This window comes from Xenorhabdus griffiniae (assembly GCF_037265215.1).
GTDB classification, from domain to species: Bacteria; Pseudomonadota; Gammaproteobacteria; order Enterobacterales; family Enterobacteriaceae; genus Xenorhabdus; species Xenorhabdus griffiniae.
Map to the genome: position 1 here is coordinate 2,245,786 of NZ_CP147737.1, position 24,815 is coordinate 2,270,600.

The 24,815-nt window shown below is 39.0% G+C and carries 15 protein-coding genes; 10 read left to right on the top strand and 5 right to left on the bottom strand.

Translation table 11 applies throughout. The annotated features are described in order from the left end of the window. Nucleotides 1–11: 11 nt before the first annotated feature. The 9 genes from WDV75_RS09740 to WDV75_RS09780 all read left to right on the top strand — a co-directional run bounded on the left by WDV75_RS09740 (nucleotide 12) and on the right by WDV75_RS09780 (nucleotide 14,254). Nucleotides 12–4,184, top strand: coding sequence for an inverse autotransporter beta domain-containing protein (locus WDV75_RS09740; protein ID WP_273571203.1), 4,173 nt, complete (start codon nucleotides 12–14; stop codon nucleotides 4,182–4,184). A 301-nt stretch (nucleotides 4,185–4,485) separates the two neighbouring features. Further along, nucleotides 4,486–6,258, top strand: a complete 1,773-nt coding sequence (locus tag WDV75_RS09745; RefSeq protein WP_273571204.1) for a hypothetical protein — start codon at nucleotides 4,486–4,488, stop codon at nucleotides 6,256–6,258. A 440-nt stretch (nucleotides 6,259–6,698) separates the two neighbouring features. After that, on the top strand, nucleotides 6,699–7,718 hold the full coding sequence (locus WDV75_RS09750) for an IS110 family transposase (RefSeq protein WP_273572382.1): 1,020 nt from the start codon (nucleotides 6,699–6,701) through the stop codon (nucleotides 7,716–7,718). Nucleotides 7,719–7,999: 281 nt separating this feature from the next. Next, nucleotides 8,000–8,851 (top strand): hypothetical protein, encoded by an 852-nt coding sequence (locus WDV75_RS09755; RefSeq protein WP_338861140.1) that lies wholly within the window; start codon nucleotides 8,000–8,002, stop codon nucleotides 8,849–8,851. Then, on the top strand, nucleotides 8,820–9,260 hold the full coding sequence (locus tag WDV75_RS09760; protein ID WP_273557712.1) for a hypothetical protein: 441 nt from the start codon (nucleotides 8,820–8,822) through the stop codon (nucleotides 9,258–9,260). Before WDV75_RS09755 ends, WDV75_RS09760 begins: the two co-directional genes overlap by 32 nt. 187 nt (nucleotides 9,261–9,447) lie before the next feature. After that, nucleotides 9,448–11,091 (top strand): hypothetical protein, encoded by a 1,644-nt coding sequence (locus WDV75_RS09765; protein ID WP_273557710.1) that lies wholly within the window; start codon nucleotides 9,448–9,450, stop codon nucleotides 11,089–11,091. 73 nt (nucleotides 11,092–11,164) lie between these two features. After that, nucleotides 11,165–13,024 (top strand): hypothetical protein, encoded by a 1,860-nt coding sequence (locus WDV75_RS09770; protein WP_273557709.1) that lies wholly within the window; start codon nucleotides 11,165–11,167, stop codon nucleotides 13,022–13,024. A gap of 13 nt (nucleotides 13,025–13,037) precedes the next feature. Next, the gene (locus tag WDV75_RS09775; RefSeq protein WP_273557708.1) at nucleotides 13,038–13,472 is read left to right on the top strand and encodes a hypothetical protein; all 435 of its coding nucleotides are present in this window, start codon (nucleotides 13,038–13,040) and stop codon (nucleotides 13,470–13,472) included. 365 nt (nucleotides 13,473–13,837) lie between these two features. Next, entirely contained in the window at nucleotides 13,838–14,254 is a 417-nt protein-coding gene (locus WDV75_RS09780) for a hypothetical protein (protein ID WP_273557707.1), read from the top strand. A 186-nt stretch (nucleotides 14,255–14,440) separates the two neighbouring features. On the opposite strand, the gene WDV75_RS09785 is transcribed toward WDV75_RS09780, so the two are convergent. Beyond that, nucleotides 14,441–15,079 (bottom strand): FMN-dependent NADH-azoreductase, encoded by a 639-nt coding sequence (locus tag WDV75_RS09785; protein ID WP_273557706.1) that lies wholly within the window; start codon nucleotides 15,077–15,079, stop codon nucleotides 14,441–14,443. Between the two features lie 288 nt (nucleotides 15,080–15,367). Between WDV75_RS09785 and hrpA the strand changes: the two genes are divergently transcribed. Beyond that, entirely contained in the window at nucleotides 15,368–19,288 is a 3,921-nt protein-coding gene (gene hrpA / locus WDV75_RS09790) for an ATP-dependent RNA helicase HrpA (protein ID WP_273557705.1), read from the top strand. Between the two features lie 140 nt (nucleotides 19,289–19,428). Here hrpA and WDV75_RS09795 read toward each other — a convergent pair whose 3' ends face one another. From WDV75_RS09795 to WDV75_RS09810, 4 genes are all read right to left on the bottom strand, one after another. Next, nucleotides 19,429–20,424, bottom strand: coding sequence for a fimbrial protein (locus tag WDV75_RS09795; RefSeq protein WP_273557704.1), 996 nt, complete (start codon nucleotides 20,422–20,424; stop codon nucleotides 19,429–19,431). 145 nt (nucleotides 20,425–20,569) lie between these two features. Next, nucleotides 20,570–23,125: a fimbria/pilus outer membrane usher protein gene (locus WDV75_RS09800; RefSeq protein WP_273557703.1), complete on the bottom strand. Its 2,556-nt coding sequence runs from the start codon at nucleotides 23,123–23,125 to the stop codon at nucleotides 20,570–20,572. Between the two features lie 32 nt (nucleotides 23,126–23,157). Then, nucleotides 23,158–23,844 carry a fimbrial biogenesis chaperone gene (locus tag WDV75_RS09805; protein WP_273557702.1) on the bottom strand — a complete coding sequence of 229 codons (687 nt, stop codon included), beginning with the start codon at nucleotides 23,842–23,844 and terminating at the stop codon, nucleotides 23,158–23,160. Nucleotides 23,845–23,924: 80 nt separating this feature from the next. Then, nucleotides 23,925–24,455 (bottom strand): fimbrial protein, encoded by a 531-nt coding sequence (locus WDV75_RS09810; protein WP_273557701.1) that lies wholly within the window; start codon nucleotides 24,453–24,455, stop codon nucleotides 23,925–23,927. Nucleotides 24,456–24,815 lie beyond the last annotated feature (360 nt).

The window sequence follows — 24,815 nt, forward strand, 5'->3', positions numbered from 1 at the left end:
AGGAACAGCATATGTTACAGCATATAGTCAACACTTTTCGTTTCTTTGTTTTTCTGTGTTTTTTATTACTGCCATCATCTTTGATGAGTGCTGGTTCTGTTTATAATATGAAAATGGAAGAAAAATACTTACAAAGCACAGAACAGAGAAACAACATAGATTTTAAAATTGAAGAATCAAGTGGAAACTTAGCGAATTCAAATAATAAGAAAAAAAGCAATTCAAATGAAAATAATGATGCTTCAATAAATCATGATCTAAACTCTATTAACCAAAATATCCAAATTGCAGGGAACATTCTATCATCTTCACCTTCAAAATTAGCGGAAAAAGTAAAAACCTATGCTTTGGGTAAATTTAACAGTACCGTATCTTCAGAATCTCAAAAATGGCTATCCCAGTTTGGGACTGTCAGAATCAACTTTGGATTAGATAAAAAAGGAAGATTAGAGAATAATTCACTCGACCTATTACTACCACTTTATGATAATAAAACAGATAGGTTATTTTTCTCACAATTAGGTTATCGTAATAAAGATAGTCGTAATACCATTAACGTCGGTTTAGGTGGGCGTTATTTTTATCAGAACTGGATGTATGGCCTGAATACCTTTTATGACTACGATCTAACGGGCAAAAATCAGCGCCTTGGGTTGGGTGGAGAGATTTGGGGAAATTACATTAAACTTTCTGCTAATACCTATTATAGATTAAGTAATTGGAAAGACTCACGGAATTTTGTCGGTTATTATGAACGCCCTGCCAACGGTTATGATATTAATGGGGAGTTTTTCTTACCCGTTTATCCTCATCTGGGCGCCAAACTGACCTATGAGCAGTATTTTGGCGATAATGTGACTTTATTCAATCGTGACACGAAACAGAAAAATCCTAACCTGGCTAAATTGGGGCTGACATACACGCCAGTTCCGCTACTTACTCTGGGTGTGGATTATAAACAGGGAGAAAGCGGGCACAGTGAAACGCAGTTTTTGGCGAATTTCAACTATAAACTAGGAGTTTCCTTGAGCGGGCAGTTATCACCAGAAAATGTGGCAGCGGCAAGGACATTAGCGGGCAGCCGTTATGACCTTGTAGAAAGGAATAATCATATTGTACTTGAGCACCAGAAAAAACCGATTGCGCAATTGTCGTTACCGGAAACTATCGTTGGATACAGCCAGGAACAGCACGAAATTACCGTCAAATTATCATCTAATGCTTTTGTTAAGCAGATTCATTGGACAACCAATAAAGATTTTGAGTTGCGTGGTGGAAAACTTTCTTCCCGCGTCGGCCACACCATAAAAATCACTCTGCCAACCTATTTATCCGGCGATAACCAAAATAACAATTACCCCATCTATGCTCTCGCTGAATTAGAAGATAACCAAAAATCAGCACCTGTCGAAATGCGTGTAATTGTCAGGCCATTTATGCTGAAAAAACAGGAAGGGACTTACTTTACCCCTGCGGGGCCACTGCCGGCAACGGGGGATAAAAAGGATGGATATATGTTTAACCCCGTGATTACCTTTGATACGGTCAATGGTGCCCCAATAAAAAATGCTACCATTAACCATGTTCAGTGGATCACCGATCCTAAAATCGGACCGGATTCTGGATTGAAATGGATTGATTGGGAAACATCAGACTCTATTACACTTGATGAGTATGGGCATTTCAAACGAAAACCAATATTAGTGAGTACCCGACCACATAAAGATGTCAAAGTGTACCTGCAACTGAATAACCAGCCGCCACAATCCGTGGGGGAGGTCAGCTTTGATAAGAAATCAACCAGTTTCCACATTGATAAAGTTGAGGTTTCACCACCTATACCGTCGCAGATAGCCAATGGTTCCCAGACTTACACTTACAATGCTGTGATATTAGATGCTAATAACAATCCTGTAATAAAACAGAAAATCGCTAATGTGAATTGGAGTAAAGATAAGAACCACGATGGGCTTATTTGGAACCCACAAAATGGTGATGTCACAACGGATGAAAACGGGAGATTAACGGCAACCCTGGCCAGCACAGAGGCAATAAAAGATGTCACGGTTTCGCTGTCCATTGAAGGCCAACAGCCTGTTTCTGCACAATTTCCGGTGACCTTTACTGAGGATACCCAAGATTATCAGGTTAAAGGGGATATGCAGGTCAGCCCGTCAGGGACGTTAACGGCAGACGGTGTCCAGAAATATACCTATATGGCGACAATCATAGGTATTGATAAAAAAAACGTTTTCAAGAAAAACATTCCGAATGCGATATGGAAGATAGAGCATCCCGCTAACATGCCTGAACTTACGCTAGATCAATCAGATAAGACAACCGATGACAAAGGACAATTAACGGCACACTTAGCCAGTACTAAGGCAGTTCAGGGGGTTGTCGTTTCACTCACGGTTGGAAACCACAATCCGGTACAGGCAAAACGGGCGGTAGATTTTAAACCGGAACAAATGTCAGTAACAGTGACACCATCAAGCCCAAGATTAGTAGGTAATAGTTATACTCTGACAGTGAGTGTTAAGGATACTACAGGTAAAAATTCAGAGGCTGGTAAGACAGTTAATTGGACTATAAAGGCGCCTGACCAGACAGCGGTCACGCTTACCTCAACAACCAGCACGACTGATGGTAATGGTAATGCCAGTACAACGTTGACCAGTACGCAGGCTCAAACAGTGACGGTAGAGACTTCTGTAGAAGGTTCTGAAATCAAGAAGTCTGTGGATTTGACGTTCAAATGGCCAACAATTCAGAAAATAAAGTTAAAACAAAAAAATGGGAGCATTCTTCCAGGTGGGGAATATGATTTCACAGCAACAATATCAGGTACTGAGGCTGATGATATTGACAAATATAAGGGTAAATTTGAATGGATACTCAAGACTCCAACAGATAAAGGACTCTCTCTTTCACCGCAGGGAGAAATCAGTATTTCACCGAATAGCGGGACATTAACAGCGAAATTAATAAGCCAGAAGAATCAGCCTGCTGTTAAAGGCGCTGTTGTCTGTTTGACAATTGTAGGCGCACCTGCCTCTGAACTTCCGAAATGTGCCGATCCTGTCGATTTTCAAATAGAATTTGAAATTAGCCATGTTGAAGTTTGGCGTGTTAATCGGGCAGGGAAAGAAGAAGGATTTGATCCCAATAAACCATTACTTGGTGATGGAAAGTCAGAATATCAATACAGGGCGCTGATCGTTGAGAAAAAAGGTAATAAAAAGCCAATTTCTAATTATTCATTCAGTGATGTTACGTGGGTTAGGGATCATTCAGAAGTTACGGATCTAGAATTACCTCAGCCTGAATGGGATAAGGCAGATAAGACGGATGGAGACGGGTATTTACATGCAACATTGAAGAGTAGAGTAGTGGGAGTGGGGATTGATGACGTTGCAGTAACATTAAGTATGGATGGGTCAGATGGAAATACGTTATCCCAGCCTGCCAATGACAAAGTAAGTTTTAAGGTTGTGCCAGTGCTAGCAGCGATAAAGGTCTATAAGTATAATTATAAAATAGGAACAGTGGATAAATCCGTTAGCAAACTTTTTACTGAGCAGGAAAGGCCATATAATATCTTTAACCAATTGGCCGCTGAATTAAAATCAGTGAAAGGTGAAGAACTCGTTGAGCCTGGGGATACTGCCGACTATAGCCTGCAACAAGACGGAGGGTGGCCTGCAATAAATGTAAACTCTCAAACCGGATTGGTTACATTTAACAATACAGGGCACGGGAAAGTTATTCTTGATATTACGAAAAAAAATGGAACAAAGCGTCAATATACTTATACATTTTTTCCAAAAATGTGGCTTATATCTATACCGGGAGCTTACAATAACACCTACCCATTGAATGACAATAATAATTGTGAACGTCCAATAAAGAGTGATCAACATAACCTATCACCTCTTTATTCAGAACTGATTTCAACAGGAACAGGAACGGCATTATCTGATGAATTTCCGGACGCCTATAAATTTGGTATTTTGGATGATTTAAATCATATAGATAAAACGACTTATATTAAAATGCTAAAATCTCGTCAAAATAATGGGGGTTATTTAGCATATGACACAGCTACTGGTAAGGAAATACCGAATGATGATCCTAGAAAATCAATAGTTGCATATATTTTATGTGCACTGTATTACAATTAATCAAGAATATAATATAACAAAGGGCAATGTTTCACATCAAGCCATGTAGATTTACCCATACTGTATTTACATTTATTAATGGTTCATCTACTCCTCGATATGATTTCACTAATATTATTAAATAAATTAGATCAGAAACCATCCTCAAAAATACTGTGTGGTAAAAATAAATTCAGGTGATAACTTTTAATTATCACCTGATAATTATTTTTCATTATACATTTAACTTGGAATTTAGCTTAATATAGTAGAGTTCATAGATAATAGTTATATATTTTTCATTCACGCAATGAGGTGTATTATGTCAGAAGAAAAAAAAAGTCATTTACAGGGTAGTAGTACTCCCACAATAGATACAAAATTATCAGTAACACCTGATACCACTTTAATTTACGGTCAGCAATTTTACCTTGATGTGACATTAACAGCCAGCACTGGTAATTTACCACAGGGGTATTTTATTAATGTCACCGCAAAAGTCGATAGTGGTATAACAATAGCTCTACCGATGTTTAAAGTTGTAACATCGGGTCATGAAAATAGTATAAATTCCGGACTATATAGCATAGTAATTGATGATTATGATGATAATACCATAAAAAACGGTAAAGTATCTTTTACTGTTGATCTAAAGAGTAGAATGAACAATAATTCTATTTATAACACCACATTTAGCTATAACGTAAAAAAAATACTTTTCTATTCTTTGCAATTATTGCCTGACAAACCGGTTTGCGTTATTCCTAAAAAATATTCTGATCCAAAATTCAATGATCCTAATGATAAATATATTCGGTATGAAACACAGTTATTAGAAGATACAGGGAGTTTATCATCAAATATTCCAATGAAAAAAGTGCTGGTTTATATTACATCTATACCTGGAGGTGATTTCAGTAAGGATATTATTATTACATCTGATCCAGATTCGAACGGTCCAAATACACCGCTAATAATTTATACGCCTGAAACTGTAGATGGTGTAACATTTATTAATATTACAAGTAATGAGAAAAATGGAAAAATAAGCTTCCGTGTCTATCCAAATAATAAACCAAAGGACAACAATAGTAAGGCTAATTATAAGCCGACTTTGCTTTCTTTGGGGTGTGTGATTTCAGGACTGGAAAGGTATACGCATATGGCAGAAAGTGTATGTTTTATTACTCCCAGACCGATTTTTAACTTCGATGATTTAGATCTATTATTGATCCCTAGCGCCAATGGTGGTGTAATAAATCGTAGGTCATCAGATGAGATTACTTTTGAAGTTATGATCCAATCTTATGATAACCCTAGCTCAGATGATAAAATTTTATTTTTCACCAAAGAAAAAGACCATATTCCTGATATTAATAGCTTAATATTACCCATTTACAGTATGCAGACAGGAGAAGAAGCTAATTATTCTTTTTCTATTCCTTTTGCCAACTTTAAACCTGATGAATGGACGGAGATTTTTTATGTGATTACTAACACAGGAAATACGCGTTATTCAGGTGGACAGCAGATTAAATACTCAGGTGAAGATGCAGACTTTGTACCATCTGATGGAGTAAAAAGAACCTATAATAAAGTTCAGGTTTATTCCAGTTTGGCTGATTATAAAAATGACCCACAGTTAGAGCAGGCAGGGGAAGAAAACACATTATTCTGGGAGAATAGTTATACCACCAGAGTGGAGTTGTCAAATTATATTAACAATGGCGGTAATGATGCCTATGTAAAAATAACAGCAACTAACGATCCAACAGATGATAAACGGCCAAAAGTGGGAGATACTGTATATGTAAATATGTACGTCAAGTCGGGTAATAAGAATTTTTTCCACAAGTTACCTGACACAAAACTTTCAGCGACTCTAGATACTGTTCCGGCAGATAATAAAACATTATGCTCTACAGTGATCCCAATTAAGCACCCGTTATATTATGGGATAAGATCTTATACTGACGGTTCACCCGCATTCGTTTATTTTGAGTATTATACGATGGATAAAAATAACAAGGCAACGTTTAGTCATTATTGGCGCGGAATGACGGACACCTCACTGCCTGGATTGGACGATGATTGATTTTAATTTTCACAGTAAATAAATTCATGTTTTTTATAGTATTAAAATCAACGAACCATATTTAACCTATAATATATTTTTATTCTTAACTGAAAACCACCTTCTGTGGTGGTAGTCAGCAACAGGTTTTAGCTCTGCCTTATTGGCTTTTGGATTTTAAAGTAGCAGAAGTGGTAGGGGTTTATTTTTAGGGATTTTAGTACGCCCCTCTGGGGCGAAATCAATGCCGCCTTCTATGAAGGCGGATTTTTACTAATATATAGCGTTCATAGATGACATTTATATATTAATATTGTGAGAATGTAATGAACGCATCCCAACCACTTGGCCTTTGGTACCGTGCTGGAATTGAGAGATGAGGCGTGGATCCTCACAGATTTCCGGCCTTATAGTGCCTAAAGCGGGAGCCTGTTGCTCCCTGATGACTGGAGGATCCACTCATGAAACATACACCTTTTGGCGTCGATATTGCAAAACATTTGATGCAGATTCATTTTGTTGATGAATACACCGGTGAACTCATTGATAAGCAACTGAGGCGAAATGACTTTTTAACGTTCTTCAGTAACCGTGAGCCTTGCCTGATTGGCATGGAAGCCTGTGGCGGTGCGCATTATTGGGCACGGGAGCTAAGAAAGCTGGGGCATGAAGTCCGTTTGCTTCAGGCTAAATTTGTCAAAGCGTTTCGGATGGGAAACAAAAACGATGTTCAGGATGCCCGGGCTATTTGGCTGGCCGTTCAGCAACCCGGTAAATCGGTCGCTGTCAAAAACGAAGAACAACAGGCCATTTTGTCGTTACACCGGATGCGCTACCAGCTAGTGAAATTCAGAACCTCGCAAATCAATGCGTTGCATGGCTTACTGCTGGAATTTGGTGAAACCGTGCATAAGGGAAGAGCCTCACTGGATAAAGCGATGCCGGAGGTGCTTGAGCGGCTAAGGGAAAAACTCGCCCCATTCCTGCTTGGACTCCTTGAAGAACAATACCGTCGTTTGGACGAAATCGATGAACAAATTGACCTGGTGGAAAAACAACTGACGGCGTGGGCAAAGCAGAATGCTGATTGTCAGCGAATTATGAAAATTCCCGGAGTCGGTGTCTTAATTGCCACAGCCGCCATCGCGACGATGGGCGAGCCCAGCGGGTTTCGGTCGGGCAGGGAATTTTCGGCCTATTTGGGCCTGGTGCCGAAACAAACGGGAACGGGAGGCAGGGTCAAATTACTGGGCATCAGCAAACGGGGAGATACCTACTTGAGAACCCTGTTTATTCACGGTGCTAGAGCGGCCACCTTACTCACGAAAACCCCGTCGCCGTGGGTGACAGAACTGAAAGAACGACGCCCAACCTGTGTAGCGATAGTAGGCATGGCTAATAAGCTGGCTCGTACCGTTTGGGCACTGGTTGCCCATCAACGGGACTACCAAAAAGATTACGTCAGTGTGAGGCCTTACTAAGGCGCTTCACTGGTCAACTTTAACTTGTAACACAACAAGGATGAATGCAGAAAGATTGCTGAGGCAAGGGTAACGATGACAAAGACAGGTAAGACCGTGACTTGCTAAACCTGAATAGTTCCTTGAGCATAAAGCTCGTCAGGAGAATGAGGAGCAAGCCAGCGGATTACATCGAGGCCCGCAGTTTTGGCTGCAATAAGGCCGGATATAGAGCTGCAACCTACCGTCGATGTCAGCGTGGTTTTTGTCTTGCAAACGGGATGCGTTCATATAGATGAACTATGTCAGAAACAAAAAAAAGTCATTTACAGGGTAGTGGTACTTCCTCAATAGACGCGGAGCTATCAGTAACACCTGATACTACTTTAATTTATGGTCAGCAATTTTATCTTAATGTGATATTAAAAGCTAATACTGGTAATCTACCAGTAGGGTATATTAATATCACTGCAAAAGTCGATAGTGGTATAACAATAGCTCCACCGACATCTAGGGCTGTAACATCAGGTCATGAAAACAGTATAAATTCTGGACTATATAGTATAGTAATTGATGGTTATGATGATAATACCATAAAAAATAGTCAAGTATCTTTTACTATAGCTTTAAATAATGGTAGTAATAATATATACAATAAGAATTGTAGCTACAATGTAAAAAAAATACTTCCTTATACTTTGCAGTTACTGCCTGACAAACCAGTCTGTGTTATTCCTAAAAAATATTCTGCACCAACACAACAGGATCCAAAGGATAGGTATGTTCTTTACAAAACTCAATTATTAGAAGATACAGAAAGTTCTGGAAAAAAAACACCAATAACAAATGTGCTGGTTCATATTACATCTAAACATGGGGATGATTTCAGCAAGAATATTATTATTACGTCTCATCCAAAATTAGGATTACAACCAACAATTTACTCTCCCACCATTGAAAATGGTAAAACATTTATTAGATTGATGAGTGATAGTCATGATGGAACAATAAAATTCCGTGTCTATCCAAATAATAAACCCAAAGATGGCAATAGTAAGGCTAATTATAAGCCGATCTTGCTTTCTTTGGGGGTGTATTTTTGGTCAGGAAAGGTATACGCATATGGCAGACAATGTATGTTTTATTACTCCTAGGCCGTTGTTTGACACAGATCTCCTAGAACCATTGCTGATGCCTGATGCTGACGACAGTGTAATAAAGGGTGGACCAGAAGATCCTACATTTGAAGTTACTATTCAACCTTATGATAACCCTAGCTCAGATGATCATATTTTATTTTTCACTAAAGAAAAAGATAAGGTCCCTGATATTAATAGCTTAATATTACCCATTTATAATATGAATGATGCTAACGAGGTTAAATATTCTTTTCCCATTCCTTTTGCCAGCTTTAAACCTGATGAATGGGAAGGGCTTTTTTATGTTATTGCTAAAAAAGGAAATACTCGTTACTCAATGGGAGAGATGTTTAAAGTTTCAGGTGGTAGAACAAGCCTTATACCGTCAGATGGAATAGAAAGAACTTATAATAAAGTTCAATAGAGTAATGGTTCTTGTGGTTAAACTAATATAAAGTCTGTTATTTTATATTTAGCGTATTTCAAAAAATAGTGCGCCGGAAATAGAGTGAATACCCCGCCGCATAACCAGAATAATTGAAGTTTGGAAGGCAGTGAGAATAGACATATTTCGTCGAGACATTGGTTGAAAAATTAAAAAGGTACTGATTATGATTGATAAAGAAAATATATTACAAAATGCTGTCCTATCGTCAGTTGTTCTGTCCGTGCCTCATCGTTCAGATGTGGTTATTGGGCAAAGTTTTTATCTTTATATTACCATGATGTTCAATGGGAAATTACCTTCGGAATTAAATGTTAATTTAACAGCGATTAACGGAATAACTGTAGACAGTTTGACTAAAGCCACTCCTGTTACTGGTATAGAAAATGCTCTACGCTCAATTGCTTATTTAACTATTGATGATGACAGTACTTTAAAGTCCGGAGACACCATTGCGTATAAATTAGAGATATCTAATTTGCATACGCAAGACATACATTATACTGCTAATTTGATTGATGCAGATTCTCTTAGGCTGTCAGTCGATCAATATATTTGTGAAGTACCATACACAGAGACTCATATTGATAATCAAAATAAGAATTTTATTCTTTATACTGCGAAATTGAAAAATAGTAATGGTAAGGAAATGATAAATACACCGATCCAGATTTCCTCAGTTATTAAAGATAGCCTAAATAATAAGGTGATTATTACTACGGATCCGGATGATGGGCAATCCACTCCTGTGACTCTTTATCCCATTGAGGAATATGAACAGGTTGTTATTCCTATCAATAGTAATCACCACGGTAAAATCAGTTTTCGTGTTTATCCAAAAAAGAATCAACCCATTACACTGCGGTTAGAAAGCGAATTGCCTGGGCTTGAAGTCTATTATGCAGCACCTTCTGTCTATATGCTGAACCCTAAGCCTGCCGATCCGCGTGAATTGCTTCCCGTCCCGATAATAAATAACTTGAGTCATGGTCAATTGCAAGCATTTGGCTCAGATTATACATTTGATGTAACCGTTGAGCCTTATACTAATTTGCATGATGATGATAGTATTATATTTTTTATTGATGACAAACCTGTTTTACCCATTAAGATGATAGCGCACTCAGATATCCCTGATCACAGTTTTAAACTGTATTATGATCTGTTTCCAAAAAATAATATAGTACATCTTAATTACGTAATCGCCCCTGTAAGCGGGAATAATAGATATTCAAAAAAATTACCGATCACCTATATAGGTGGTGGTGAAAATAAACCGTCAAATAACATTGAACGTGTTTTTGACATGCCTGTTGTCTATGCTAGTTGGGCAGATCCTAATAGTCAACCACCGTTAAATCAGGATGATGACAATTTTATACTGGAATATGGTTCAACTATTAATAGTTCTTCAATCGCTGGCTATCAGGAAGAAGGAAATGAAGGTTATGGGCTATTTGTAAAAATAATAGGAACAAATGATTTTACGGATACAAGCAAACCAAAATTTGGCGATACCATTCATTTCACAATGTACCTTAATGGTGATTCAAGTGATGATTTGAGTAATGATGACCAATATAAACAGATCAATGAACCCTTCTCCACGGTTATTAACCATGTTCCTGATTATGATGGCGGTAAAACATCCACAACGGTTATTAAGATTAAATACGATTTGTTGGTTAACTTTGCGAGCAGTTCAACTTATGGAATGCCAGTGATTTACTTTGAATATTACATTGATAATGAAGGTGTGAGGCAATACAGTCATTATTATTATAGCCAAATAGAAACTGTCGGCGAATAATAAGAGTGGCAGAAGTGAATTCAGTTCATCTTTTATATATTTATAATTACGGAATTTTATGGAGTGAATAATAATGTCATCTAAGAAAATTACGACTTCTATAAAACTAGGTTCAGATTTAGTCATAGGGGAAGAATTTATTCTCGACATCTTTTTAACATCTGATACACCTATTTCTAGTGATGCAAGTGTCGAATTGACACCTTATGGTGGTATCGGGTTGCGTAGACATGTACCTCCAATCGTATTATCTGATAATAATAGAAAGGGAACGATTTCTGTTGAATTACGTGTTGATAATAATATTGTTGAAAACAATGAAATTACATTAGATATTCAGCCAAATTCAGCAGCAATAGGGTTTGAAAAAATCAGTGTATTCTATTATGCCAAAACGCTTGATTTTTCATCAGTTCAACTGGCTATCGGTGCTGATTATTTAGATATGCCGACAGAAGTTAATGACCCACCTGGTGGACGATATTTTGTGAAGGTGGGAACAGTAAAAACCGCAATAACAAATAAGGATAATACAGTCAAATTATCTGGTACACCTGTGAATATACTTGATACGCCTGACAGGAATTTTGATAAAGTGGATTTTTATCAGGATGATAAAAAAACGAAAATTCCTATCAGGAAGATTGGTAGTAAAAGAGGTTTCATCATTAACACAGATCCTCATGGTAAATTAAATTTTTATATTTATGCCAGACAGGAAAGTTCTGTTGTTCTGACTCTTTATTCACAAATATTTGGTGCAACAGGAGAAATTTCAGCTGATAAGACGCTATACATTTTGGATAGTGATCAAACGGATGTCAATTCAATGGATTCGTTATCGGCTCCAGTTATTGCCAAAGTTAATAATGGAGTTTTACACAATGATGGTAGCTCTTTGGACTTTTCTGTTAACATACCACCATATGATAATGCGTCGGGGGGAGATACGATATTTTTCTTTATTAATGGAAAAATGATTGATAATCCTCACCGTTTGTTAGATCCAGACTATCTTGGAACACCTTTTATAAGGTTACCTTATGGTGTTTTCAATGAAAATAAAGAAAAGGTTAATTTTTACTATAGTGTTATTAAGGAAAGTGCGGATAGATTAGTTTCGGATTCTCTAGAGTTTACATACACAAAGTATATTCCTCCAGCAGATAATGTTTATGAAAAATGTTTGGTTTATTCGAGTTTAGGAGTAGGGAAGGATAATTTAATTACGGAAAGTGATATTATAAATTACAAGACTATCTCTCATTATAAAGAGAATGCCAATCATGAGGCTTTATTTGTTAAGATTATAGGAACAAATGATCTAAATGATAAGACTAGAATACCTTTAGGTAGTGAAGTGACTTTGAATTTACATATTCATTCAAAGCTCACAAAGTTAGATAAATCTTTCGGGCAAAAGAGGATGCCAATGACAGCTGGTGATGATGGCGTCACTAATTATGTCATCTTTGGTATACCACAAATCTATCTTGAAGGAAATGATGAATTTGATATTTATAATCAAGGAAAAATTTATTTCTCTTATACTGTGAATATAGATAATACGAAAGTTATTAGTCAGATATGGAAAGGACAAATCAATGTCGCTCCTCCTGATGAAATAATTCCAATAGTAACTGGATATCAGCCAATCGGTGACGAATATGAAATACTTACAATTCAAATTAATGATAAACAGACATCTGAACAAATTAAAAATACGCCCATCTCTTATAAAATAGATTCAGCCGTAAACATGAATAACGTGTCTGAAATTGCTTCAAACTCCGATACGATACAATCAATGACTACAAATGAATACGGGCAATTTAAAATAAATCTTCAAGGGAAAAAGGGAGGATATGGCACTATAACGGTTACAGCCAATAATCTTGTTGGCAGAATAAAACATACTATGGGACAATATTAAGGAGATATTAGCAATGGCAACGAAAACACTTTCTTTTCCGGATATAAAAAATGGTTGGTATGTTTCGTATTTCTTTCAAGTGTTAGCTGGATATGGCTATACAGTGACAATACAAGATAGTGTCACCGGGAGTACTTACGCTACTTGGGAAAAACCGAACAATGGAGATGATTCTCCCTATAGTAATACCCATTCATTTTGGTACACAGGACCAGATGGAAAGCTTATATGCAATGTTGATTGCCCAGAAAGCATTCGCCTTGATAATACCTGGGCTGAAAGTATTATAACTCCAGATTCGGGGGAACCAACTTTGGGAAGAACCTATTGTGTAGCTTTTGAGGATAATGGCATTAAGCATAATGGCACAGACTACAGAATCGAATACAATAACTTATTTCTATGTCTGGTCGGATGGTCTCATTATCAGGACGATCCCAACGAATAAATTATCCATTTTGTAATTAAAAATTATTTCTAGAAAGACTTGAACCGTTGTGTGAAGCCTATCCGATCTATACGCATTAAACTTCAAGTTGCAATTTACAATACGCTATGAAACCTGATTTCTCCCCCGCTTCGCGGGGAGAAATCACACGCATCTTGAAGCTAGATTGGTATAAATATTCCTGCTAAATAGCGTTTCAAAATGATAGGAGTATTCCTTACCCTGCGTGCCACGCGGGGTGAGAAACTCCAACATCTGATATTCTCAGTATTATGAAAACCTATTTAGTTTTATAAGGGCTACAGCCAATAATTTTGTCAGGAGCATAAAATGAACTATGAAATAATATTGAGGGGATATTAATAATGGCAAGTAAAACACTTTATTTTCCGGATATAAAAAATGGTTGGTATGTTTCATATTTTTTTCAGACGATAGCTGGATATAGTTATATCGTGACACTACAAGAGAATGACACTGGGCATAATTACGATATCTGGAAAAAACCGAATGATGGAGCTGATCCTGCTATCCGATATTCCAATTCATTTCTATATACAGGATCAGATGGGAAGCTTATATGCACTATTGATAGTCCGGAAAGTCATCGACTTGATAATACCTGGTCTGAAAGCATAATAACACCAAGTTCGGGAGAAAAAACGCTGGGAAGGAGTTATTTTGCAGCCTTTGAGGATAATGGTGGAATACTCGAATACTGTAACCTTTATGTCTGTCTGATAGGAGCGCATATTGCTGGTACAGTGGAAATAAAGCAGTAAAATGTAGTACTTGACTTTTTCGAATAGGGTTTTAAGCAAAGCTACATATCTATAACATGATTGCTGCCATTGTCAATTATTGAAGATATGGATAAGTTTTTATTACTTCAGGGGGTGACCGTAGATTTGAGCGCGCCATTGGGCGCGCCAACTGATCTTAATTTCGTGATATGTTATCGAACAATGTTAAGCAACGATTTTTTCAGATTGCTTCTGTCCCATTTTCGCTATGATATCATCTATCGCGTCACGGGCATCTTGATGTGTCTGGTTAGCGGATTCGGCTCCCTTAGCTAAGCCTTCAGCAAATATAAATTCCACATCTGTAATGCCGATAAATCCAAAGAAAGTGCGTAAGTAGGGTGTCACCAAATCTGTTGGACTGTTTTTGTGAATGCCGCCCCTGCTGGTCAAAATAACAGCGCGCTTGCCTTGTATTAACCCTTGTGGGCCTTTTTCAGTGTACTGGAAAGTTACACCAGCACGGGCGATCAGATCAAAATAGGCTTTTAGTTGAACAGGGATTGTGAAGTTATACATTGGTGCGGTGATGACAATAACATCATGTTCTTTTAACTCTGCAATTAACTGATCTGACAGGGCCAATACTGTTTTTTGGCGTTCTGTCAATTCTGCATCGCTTGGACGCAAGGCACTGACTAACTCTCCGTCTAGTACTGGAACTGGGTTTTCAGCCAGATCACGTGTGGTAATGTTGCTCTCTGAATGATCAGCTAACCATTTTTCAACAAAGTAGTTAGCCAGTTTATTGCTTTGGGAATATTGTGCCAGGATGCTGGATTTCAGAACCAGTACGTTACTCATTCTCTACTTCCTCAGTTATCTACAACCCAAGTTACCTAAGATACTAATAACTTCATTGATAATATTGCTTGTGAATCATATTTTATATAGAGAATTGTTCAGTCAATAGCTCAATATTTTGAGATATTCATTCAAATTTATTGAATCAAGCGATGAATTGGTGAGGGGAGTACGTGAGATCACTCAAGATATGTTACACTTCTAATATCGTTATGCCATAAAAAAACAATCCTCTGAGCCTGCAAAGACAGCGCTACTCAGTTAAAAAACGTCACAAGGATTTATCACGTGAAATCACCTTTGACAGCACCATTTGCTGAATTATTCGCTGAACTTGATCACACACCGCTGCGCGATCAGTTCCGTTTAAAAAAACGTCTGCATGGAGCAGCAAAAATTAAGAATCAAGTCTCCTTGCAGGCTGTAGCACAATCCATCGCTGCGGATATAGCGACGGCAAAACAGAAAATTATGAATCGCCAGGCTGCGTGTCCTTCGATTCAATACCCTGAAAACCTGCCGGTTAGCCAGAAGAAAGACGATATCTATAAGGCTATTCGGGATAATCAGGTTGTTATCATTGCCGGGGAAACCGGTTCAGGTAAAACAACTCAGATCCCCAAAATCTGCCTTGAATTGGGAAGGGGAGTTAAGGGGTTGATCGGCCATACCCAACCCCGTCGTTTGGCAGCACGTTCGGTTGCTAATCGTATTGCGGATGAACTGGAAACACCGCTTGGCTCGACGGTTGGTTATAAAGTTCGTTTTAACGATCAGGTCAGTGAAAATACGCTGGTCAAATTGATGACTGACGGTATTCTACTGGCGGAATTACAGCAAGATCGCTTGTTATTGCAATATGATACGTTAATTATCGATGAAGCCCATGAACGCAGCTTAAATATCGATTTTATCCTCGGTTATCTGCGCCAATTACTGCCAAAACGCCCAGATCTAAAAGTCATCATTACTTCTGCAACTATCGATCCTGAACGCTTTTCCCGTCACTTTAATAATGCCCCGATTATTGAAGTATCTGGACGTACTTATCCGGTAGAAGTGCGTTATCGCCCCGTAGCGGGTGATGAGCATGACAGTGATCGCGACCAGCTTGACGCTATTATTGATGCAGTGGATGAATTAGGGCGTGAAAGCTCAGGTGACATACTGGTATTTATGAGCGGTGAACGAGAAATTCGTGACACGGCGGATGCCCTCAATAAGCAAAATTTCCCACATACCGAAATCTTGCCACTTTTTGCACGGTTATCTAACAGCGAGCAGAACAGAATCTTTCAACCCCATGTTGGCCGCCGTATTATTCTGGCCACCAACGTGGCGGAAACATCCTTGACTGTACCTGGCATCAAGTACGTGATTGATACCGGTTTTGCACGTATTAGCCGATACAGTTATCGCACCAAAGTGCAGCGCTTGCCGATAGAACCGATATCGCAGGCTTCTGCCAATCAGCGGAAAGGGCGTTGTGGCCGTGTTTCGGATGGGGTTTGTATTCGCCTTTATTCGGAAGAGGATTTTTTATCACGTCCAGAATTCACCGATCCGGAAATCTTGCGCACTAATCTGGCCTCCGTTATTTTGCAAATGACCTCCATTGGGTTGGGGGATGTCAGCGCCTTCCCGTTTGTTGAAGCGCCGGATAAACGTAATATCCAGGATGGAGTTCGTCTGTTGGAGGAGTTGGGGGCTATTGATCCGGAGTCATTGTCAGAAGGGGGTTATCGACTGACTTCAATGGGGCGACAATTGGCTCAGTTGCCTATCGATCCCCGCTTGGCACGTATGGTACTGGAAGCTAAGGTACATGGTTGCGTTCGTGAAGTGATGGTGATTGCTTCTGCATTGTCAATTCAAGATCCACGGGAACGACCGTTAGAAAAACAGCAGGCTTCTGATGAAAAACACCGCCGTTTTGCGGATAAAGATTCAGATTTCATCGCCTTCCTGAAGTTATGGGATTTTCTGGTGGAACAGCAGAACGCGCTTTCCAGTTCCCAGTTCCGTAAACTTTGTCGGCAGGATTATCTGAATTATCTTCGTGTGAGGGAATGGCAGGATATTTATACTCAGCTACGGCAGGTTGTGAAAGAAATCGGGTTGCCGATTAATAGCCAAGAAGCTGATTATCGCAGTATCCATGTTGCCTTGCTGACAGGGTTGTTATCCCATATTGGGCAGAAAGATACGGATAAACAGGAATATACCGGTGCACGCAATGCCCGTTTTTCCGTTTTTCCTGGCTCTGGGTTATTTAAAAAACCACCAAAATGGGCGATGGTGGCTGAATTGGTGGAAACCAGCCGCTTGTGGGGACGTATTGCCGCGCGCATCGAGCCTGAATGGGTAGAGCCATTGGCGGCTCATTTAATCAAAAAACACTATAGTGAACCGCACTGGCAGAAATCCCAGGGGGCGGTAATGGCAATGGAAAAAGTTACCTTATATGGTTTGCCAATTGTGACGGGGCGTCTGGTCAATTACAGCCGAATCGATCCCATGTTATGCCGCGAATTATTTATCCGCCATGCACTGGTAGAAGGCGATTGGCAAACTCGTCATTCATTTTTCCGCGCTAATTTGAAATTACGTGAAGAAGTAGAAGAGCTGGAACATAAATCTCGCCGACGAGATATTCTGGTGGATGATGAAACCTTGTTCAGTTTCTATGATCAGCGCATTGGCAAAGACGTTGTTTCATCGCGCCATTTTGATCGTTGGTGGAAAGTTGCCAGCCAGGATCAGCCTGAATTGCTCAACTTTGAAAAGAGTATGTTAATCAAGGGAGATGCAAACAAAGTCAGTGCGTTGGATTATCCAAATTACTGGCACCAAGATAACTTGAAATTCCGTTTGAGTTACCAATTTGAACCGGGAACCGATGCTGATGGCGTAACAGTGCATATTCCTTTACCGGTATTGAACCAGGTCAAAGATGAAGGATTTGATTGGCAAATTCCGGGCATTCGCCATGAATTGGTTGTTGCGTTGATTAAGTCATTGCCAAAACCAATACGTCGTAATTTTGTTCCGGCACCTAACTATGCGCAGGCATTTCTGGAGCGTGTGACACAACCTCAGGCCCCTTTACTGGATAGCCTTGAGAAAGAGTTGCGTCGCATGACGGGGGTGACAGTGTCACGCGATGACTGGCAGCTAGAACAAGTACCTGATCATTTAAAGATCACATTCCGCATTATTGGAGAGAAGAAAACGGGTGAAAAAAATAAATCGTTAGCGGAAGGCAAAGATCTGTCTGCATTGAAACTGAAATTGAAAGAAAAAGTTCAGGAAACGCTTTCCGCAGTTGCAGATGATGGTATAGAGCAAAATGGATTGCATATCTGGAGTTTTGGAACATTGCCTGAATGTTATGAGCAGAAGCGTGGGGGCTATTCTGTTAAGGCATTTCCGGCATTGGTGGATGAGAAAGACAGTATCGGTATTAAACTATTCGAAACCGAGTCCGAACAACAGAATGCTATGTGGGAAGGAACGCGCCGCCTGTTATTGCTGAATATTCCATCGCCGATTAAATACTTGCATGAAAAATTACCAAACAAATCTAAACTGGGGCTGTATTTCAATCCATATGGAAAAGTATTGGATTTGATTGATGATTGTATTTCCTGTGGTGTTGATAGATTGATCGCAGAAAATGGTGGACCAGCTTGGGATGAACAGGCATTTTCCAGTTTGCATGATAAAGTTCGTGCTAATTTGAATGACGCCGTGGTTGATATTGCCAAACAAGTTGAGCAAATCCTGACTGCGGTCTTTAATATCAACAAGCGCCTGAAAGGGCGGGTGGATATCTCTCTCGCACTGGCGTTATCTGATATTAAAGAACAAATTTCTGGTCTGGTATTTAATGGATTTGTGACTTCCCACGGTTGGAAACGTCTGGCAGATGTCTTGCGCTATTTGAATGGTATCGAACGTCGATTGGAAAAATTGGCGGTAGATCCTAATAAGGATAGGGCGCATATGAGCAGAGTTGAACATATCCAGCGTCAATGGCAACAATGGTTGGCAAAACTGTCTGTGCAGCAGAAGCAGTTAACGGAAGTAAAAGAAATTCGTTGGATGATTGAAGAACTTCGGATCAGTCTGTTTGCCCAACAATTGGGTACTGCGTATCCAATATCGGATAAACGTATTTTACAGGCGATGGAAAATATCGCGTCGTGATAAATAGGGGCAGTTGTGGCTTACAACTGCCCAAAATACGCTTAAAAGGATCCATTACTGTTTTAGTTACAACATACTAATTTAACTCACTAACATCCCCCACTTAACAACATTACTATCAAATAGGGGATAACTATCATTTACTGATATGTAAAAGTGATTGTTGCTGTTGCATCTGCTTTGCCCGGCTTAATTTCTGCTTCCGTTTGGATATAACGGGCAATTAATGGAATGGTTATATTTCCACCAGACTGTGTGGAGCCAAATACAACGGGAGTACGCATCGTTACGGGGCGGTTTTGATACAAAATTTGTAAACCAACTCCTTTTGCGACGTTGTCAATATTGTCCAAGGCCCAGATATCTTGGGCATTCCAGCTTACCGAACTGCCATCCAGCATCAACCCAACATCGACATTAGCATCGCAATTTATATTGATATCAAAACGTTGCATTCCCGCTGTACTATGAATACCCCGAAAATCACTTTTTTTAATATCTCCCATATTGACTAAAATCATTTCTTGATTGAGAGAACAACCTTTAGTCACGATATAGGTATTCGATAAATTGAAAGTGTGAACAGGAATGTTGTGACCTAATGTAGCACGAGTCAGTTTCGCCGAGTTAACGGCTCCAGAACCCGTTGTTGATGCAATCTTGATTAGCTGTACCGTCAAATAACCCCATGACTCACCGCAATATTGTTTTTTCCATCGAGATTGCGGCGATGAAGGGCAAGTGAATGGATAGGTCGCTGTTCTGGGTAGCCAATCAATACCATAACCGTATCCCCAGGTATTAATGCGGATGCCAACTCCCGGAACACCGGATTCATAAATGGCATCCTGATTATAGTTTGCAGGTTTAAGGTCAGGTTGTTCCCATATTGTAGGCAAGGAAGTGTCGCAGAGGGCGATATTACCTTTTTCATTCACCTGCTCCAGACGTATTTCTTTGATAGTTGTTCCGATAGGATGGTTTCTGGGAATTGTAATCGAACCAAAAGAAACTGGAGTCATACCAGGTACAAAACCCGCAGAATATTGGCAATGGTATTTAGCTAAGCTAGAAAAACTACTCATCGTGCCGATGAGAAATGTACTTGCCAATAATAATTTTAATTTGTTGGCCATAGAATAATTTCCACTATTTTTATATATATGCATTAAACTTCAAGTTGCTATTTACAACACTATGTGAAGCTTGATGTCTTCCCGCGAAGCGGGAAGACATCACACGCATCTTGAAGTTAGATTGGTATATGCCATTTGCAAGAGATTATTCGCAAGAAGCTTCAACCATATACAAACCTGAAGCAGGTTCGTCATCAGAGAGTTGATAGTTGGCATAACACTCTTGTATTTCTTTATATCCCCATTTAACCCATATCCGGCCAGATTTAGGTATACCACTGAGATAAACTTGCCCATCATTACTGACAATTGCGCTGTTGGAAGCATCAATATCATGCTGTTTTTCCAGTGTCGCAGTTGCACCAAATGGGATCGCTTTACCTTGATGAGAAAGTATCAGTAAAGCACGATAACCAATACGAGTCTGGAAATTGGCCAGTGTCAATGAGCCTTGGGTTGGAATAATAGTTTGCGTATTGATATCAATATCAACATTGTTACCCATTGAATGCGTATCTAGGGCAATACGGTTTTTCCGATAACTACTGGCATAAGGCACAATGGCATAGCCTTTCCAGTCAGTTTTGATACCGATATGGTTTTGCACTTTGACTTCTGAAGCACCATTGGCGCGTACTAATACCGATGTATCCCCTAAAGGTTGGGAAAGGGTGATACCATAAGGATGGGCAACAATCCCGCCATTTAAACCATAAGTAAGTTGCCTGGTATATTTGTCATAATTGTAACCAGCGCTGACCTGGCCATATGTTCCTTTATATTCAGCGTTGATATTTCCGCCAACGCTTTGATTACGGTCAGTATAACTTTGCTGAATGCTATAAATCAGATTGTTATCTTCAAAAGCTGTACCATTTAAGCTGACTTGATGAGACGTGTCACTGCTTTTGTTGCTGGTCATGCTATAGCTTACCCAACTATTTTTCAGCCAACGATCAAAGGGAACCTGCACACTGAATGAAACGATTTGCTCACTACGATTTGATCCAGGGAAAGCGCTGTGAGAATAATTCAAGCTATAATTAAACGAATTGTAACTTGTGTTATAACCCGCACTGACATTTTTTTCGTAGCCTTTTTGATGCCAATAATCTTGTTGAAAAGCCGATAAATAAATGGTTCCCCAATCCCCAAGGGATTGATTGATATGTAATTGCAATTTACTGCGCTTATTGCTGCTCCTTCCATCGATTGCAGGATTTAACTCATTCGCTTCTTTAAAATCGTAAAAATTTTGTGTCGAGTAACGATAGCCTGCGAGAGTGAGGTTAGTGCCTGTCTGAGAGAGATCTTTGGCATATTGGAAACGGTAAGATTGGCCATAATTGTTGGAGTTCGACATTAAATTGGTTTTGGCGTAAGTCACATCAAAAGAAAGGGAACCCCAGTCAGACAGACTATAGCCTGTCCCCAAAGCAACGGATTGATAATCTTTTGCAATTGTGCTTCCCCCATAGGCAGTGACACGATTGGAGATACCATAAATCACCGTACCTTGCATGAAATAGGGGGTTTTTCCGCGGTGAGAATTAGACTGGTATTTCCCCAAAGTCAGTGAATGTCGCAGGCTATTTTCCCGTAACATAATCGGCACAGTGGAAAAATTTTGCACAGAACGATGTTCTTTCCCATTAGCTTCTTTGACAATAACCTCTATATCTCCGGTTGAGGTTGTTGGATAGAGGTCATTGATAACAAAAGGGCCGGGTGAAACGTAGGATTCATAGATAATGTAACCATTTTGTTTGATGGTGACTTGAGCATTGCTTTGGGCAATCCCTCTAATTATTGGTGCAAAACCTTTTAGACTATCGGGCAACATATTGTCATCGGAAGACAATTGCATTCCGCGAAACTGAAAGCTATCAAATATAAGTGAAGGTGTGTAACTGTCTCCAAATATTAATTGGCTTTTCAATGCATGAATATCTCGTTGCAGATATATATTAATATTCTGCCATTTTTTATTTTGACTACTGTAAGTGGAATAGTTGCGCAAACGCCACGCATCCCAATTAACGCCCGTTCTAAGGTTGAGAAAATGGTTTTTTGTCGAACCTACTTGATCATCCTGCCAAGTCATGGAGCCACTATAGCTATAGTTGACTAACAGAGACGTTAATCCCTGATCCCACAAATGAGGTGGCACGTAGTCTCTTGCCTGACTCTTTAAGGCTGCTTGGGGAATACTGATATCCAGCCGTTGATGTTTGAAATCGAAAGACGTCGATGCAGATGGAATATATTGACTGAGATCAACAAGCTCCGTTTCTGGCGGCAAAGTAAGTAGCGTAGGGGATGACTCAATATTCACCCCCATTTCTCTGAGTTGTTGTATCTTAATTTTGGGAAATAGCTTGTTATTAACGATAATAAAATCGACATTTCCCGTATCTACTTTTTCTCGATTAAGATAAATATCTACCCAATAACGTCCGGGAGGTTGCTGATCATCTTGAGTAAAGATAGAGAGATCAATATCTTCAAAACCTGAATGGTTTTCCAGTGCATTGATATTGAAATACTCTTCTGCGTAAGCCTTATTGTTATACATCCAAAGAGAAGTGGTTAACAATGCACAAATCGGCACCTTACAATATAGACAACGCAAGCGTAGCTTGATAAGTAACGCCCAATTACCAGAACTATTTTGTTGAAGATAATGACGATAGCTATTCATAATAAATTTTTAATTTTGATATACCTACTATCCTACAACTCACGTCTTTCTTCTGGTGTTACGCCACCAAAATCATTAATCGTTTTCCAGGTTACTCGATTGATATTTTTAATAGGGATATCCCAACTCTCTTGTTGAAACGGTGGGATCATTCCCGCAGATTTAATCTCGTAACTTTCTACATTATTGCCGGTGGTTAGCTCAGAAAAAGAGATATAGTAAGGCGTTGGGTTTTCTGCCATGAGTTTGTGTCCATCGGTTTTGAACTTTAGAGCCTTATAAGCAATACCGGCATTACCGGCGAGGTTGGCAGGGCGATAGAATAACTTAAATCGAGATTTTACCGTGATTTGCAATTGATTCTGTTCTGATTTAGTTGTGGCAGGAATAGACTTAATATTGAGCCAAAACAAAGATTCTTTGTCATCAGGTAATCCATTGCCAATTTTAACTATTCGTAAAATATTCTCATTCTCTGCTGTTAATTTAAAAAGTGGGGGAGTGATAATAAAAGGGGTTTTAGTTTCATCACCTTCACCTTCAACCCATGATTGAATGAGGTAAGAGATGCCAGCTTCTGGATTGTTAATAGAAATAGAGGCTTCTTTCTGGTCACTAATATAAACAACACGTGTGCCGCCAATAACGACGCCAGCAAAAGAGATATTCGTATTGAAAATGCAGATAAAGATAAAAATTAAAATGCGAAAGTATTTCAAAGCGGTCGCTCCAAACAATATTTAGACCAGAGTGATATTGTTTTGGCTTCCCTGCCATAACTTCCTTTGGTTATAGGTAGTTAGTTATAGACAATAGTGAAGTTAGCGACGGCGTCACCCGCACCTGGAGTTACGGTTTCAGCTGTTGCTATGTATTTGGCAACAAATTTCAACTCTTCTGTCTTTCCATTTGAGAAATATTGAGGGCGTGAATTTTTTGCCAAATTGATCAAGGTATTACTGTCATCTTCATAAAGGGCAATTGCGACACCTTGAGCTGGATTATCTCCACCATTACTGTTTAACGCCAAAAGTCGGTTACTGGCTCTGTCTGGTTGGCCGTCAAATTTGACCTGTGCTTGTTGATAATCTTTCGGGCAATCAGTCAATTTGATACTAAAGCGAGTAGCGGCAGAAGTGCTATAAGCCCCAGCAAATGAACTTGAGCTGATAGTTCCCATATTTACGGTTTGATTAGCCGAATTTGAATCAACTTTACACGCAGTGGCGGTAATTTTGCCCGTAAATTTAATTTGACCATCAGCAGCATGAGCTGCGGACATAAATACAGATGAAACAAATAAAGATGAAATAATTAGCTTGATTTTCATTTTTTAATATATCCCACCTCTGAAGAACGTATTCGACAGAGAAACCGATTATTGAGTTAATGTTTGTTGCGTATATGAATACAACAACGGATTACTTAGTTTACTTCTGAAAATAGCAAAGGGCTTTCTCATCAACAGATGAGATAAAAATATAGTAGCGAATAATTAACAAAGTTCAAAATAATAACTTGACTAATCTCATAATTTGAAGTTTTAAGCTATTAAGAAAAAAATAATAGCATTGTTATGCATAACATAGATTTTTTTCTAAACATCAATGAGTTTTTGTTCTGTTTTATAAGATTAATTATTAATTGCTGACATTCTGTAAAAATAAAAGTTATGCAATACATATAATAT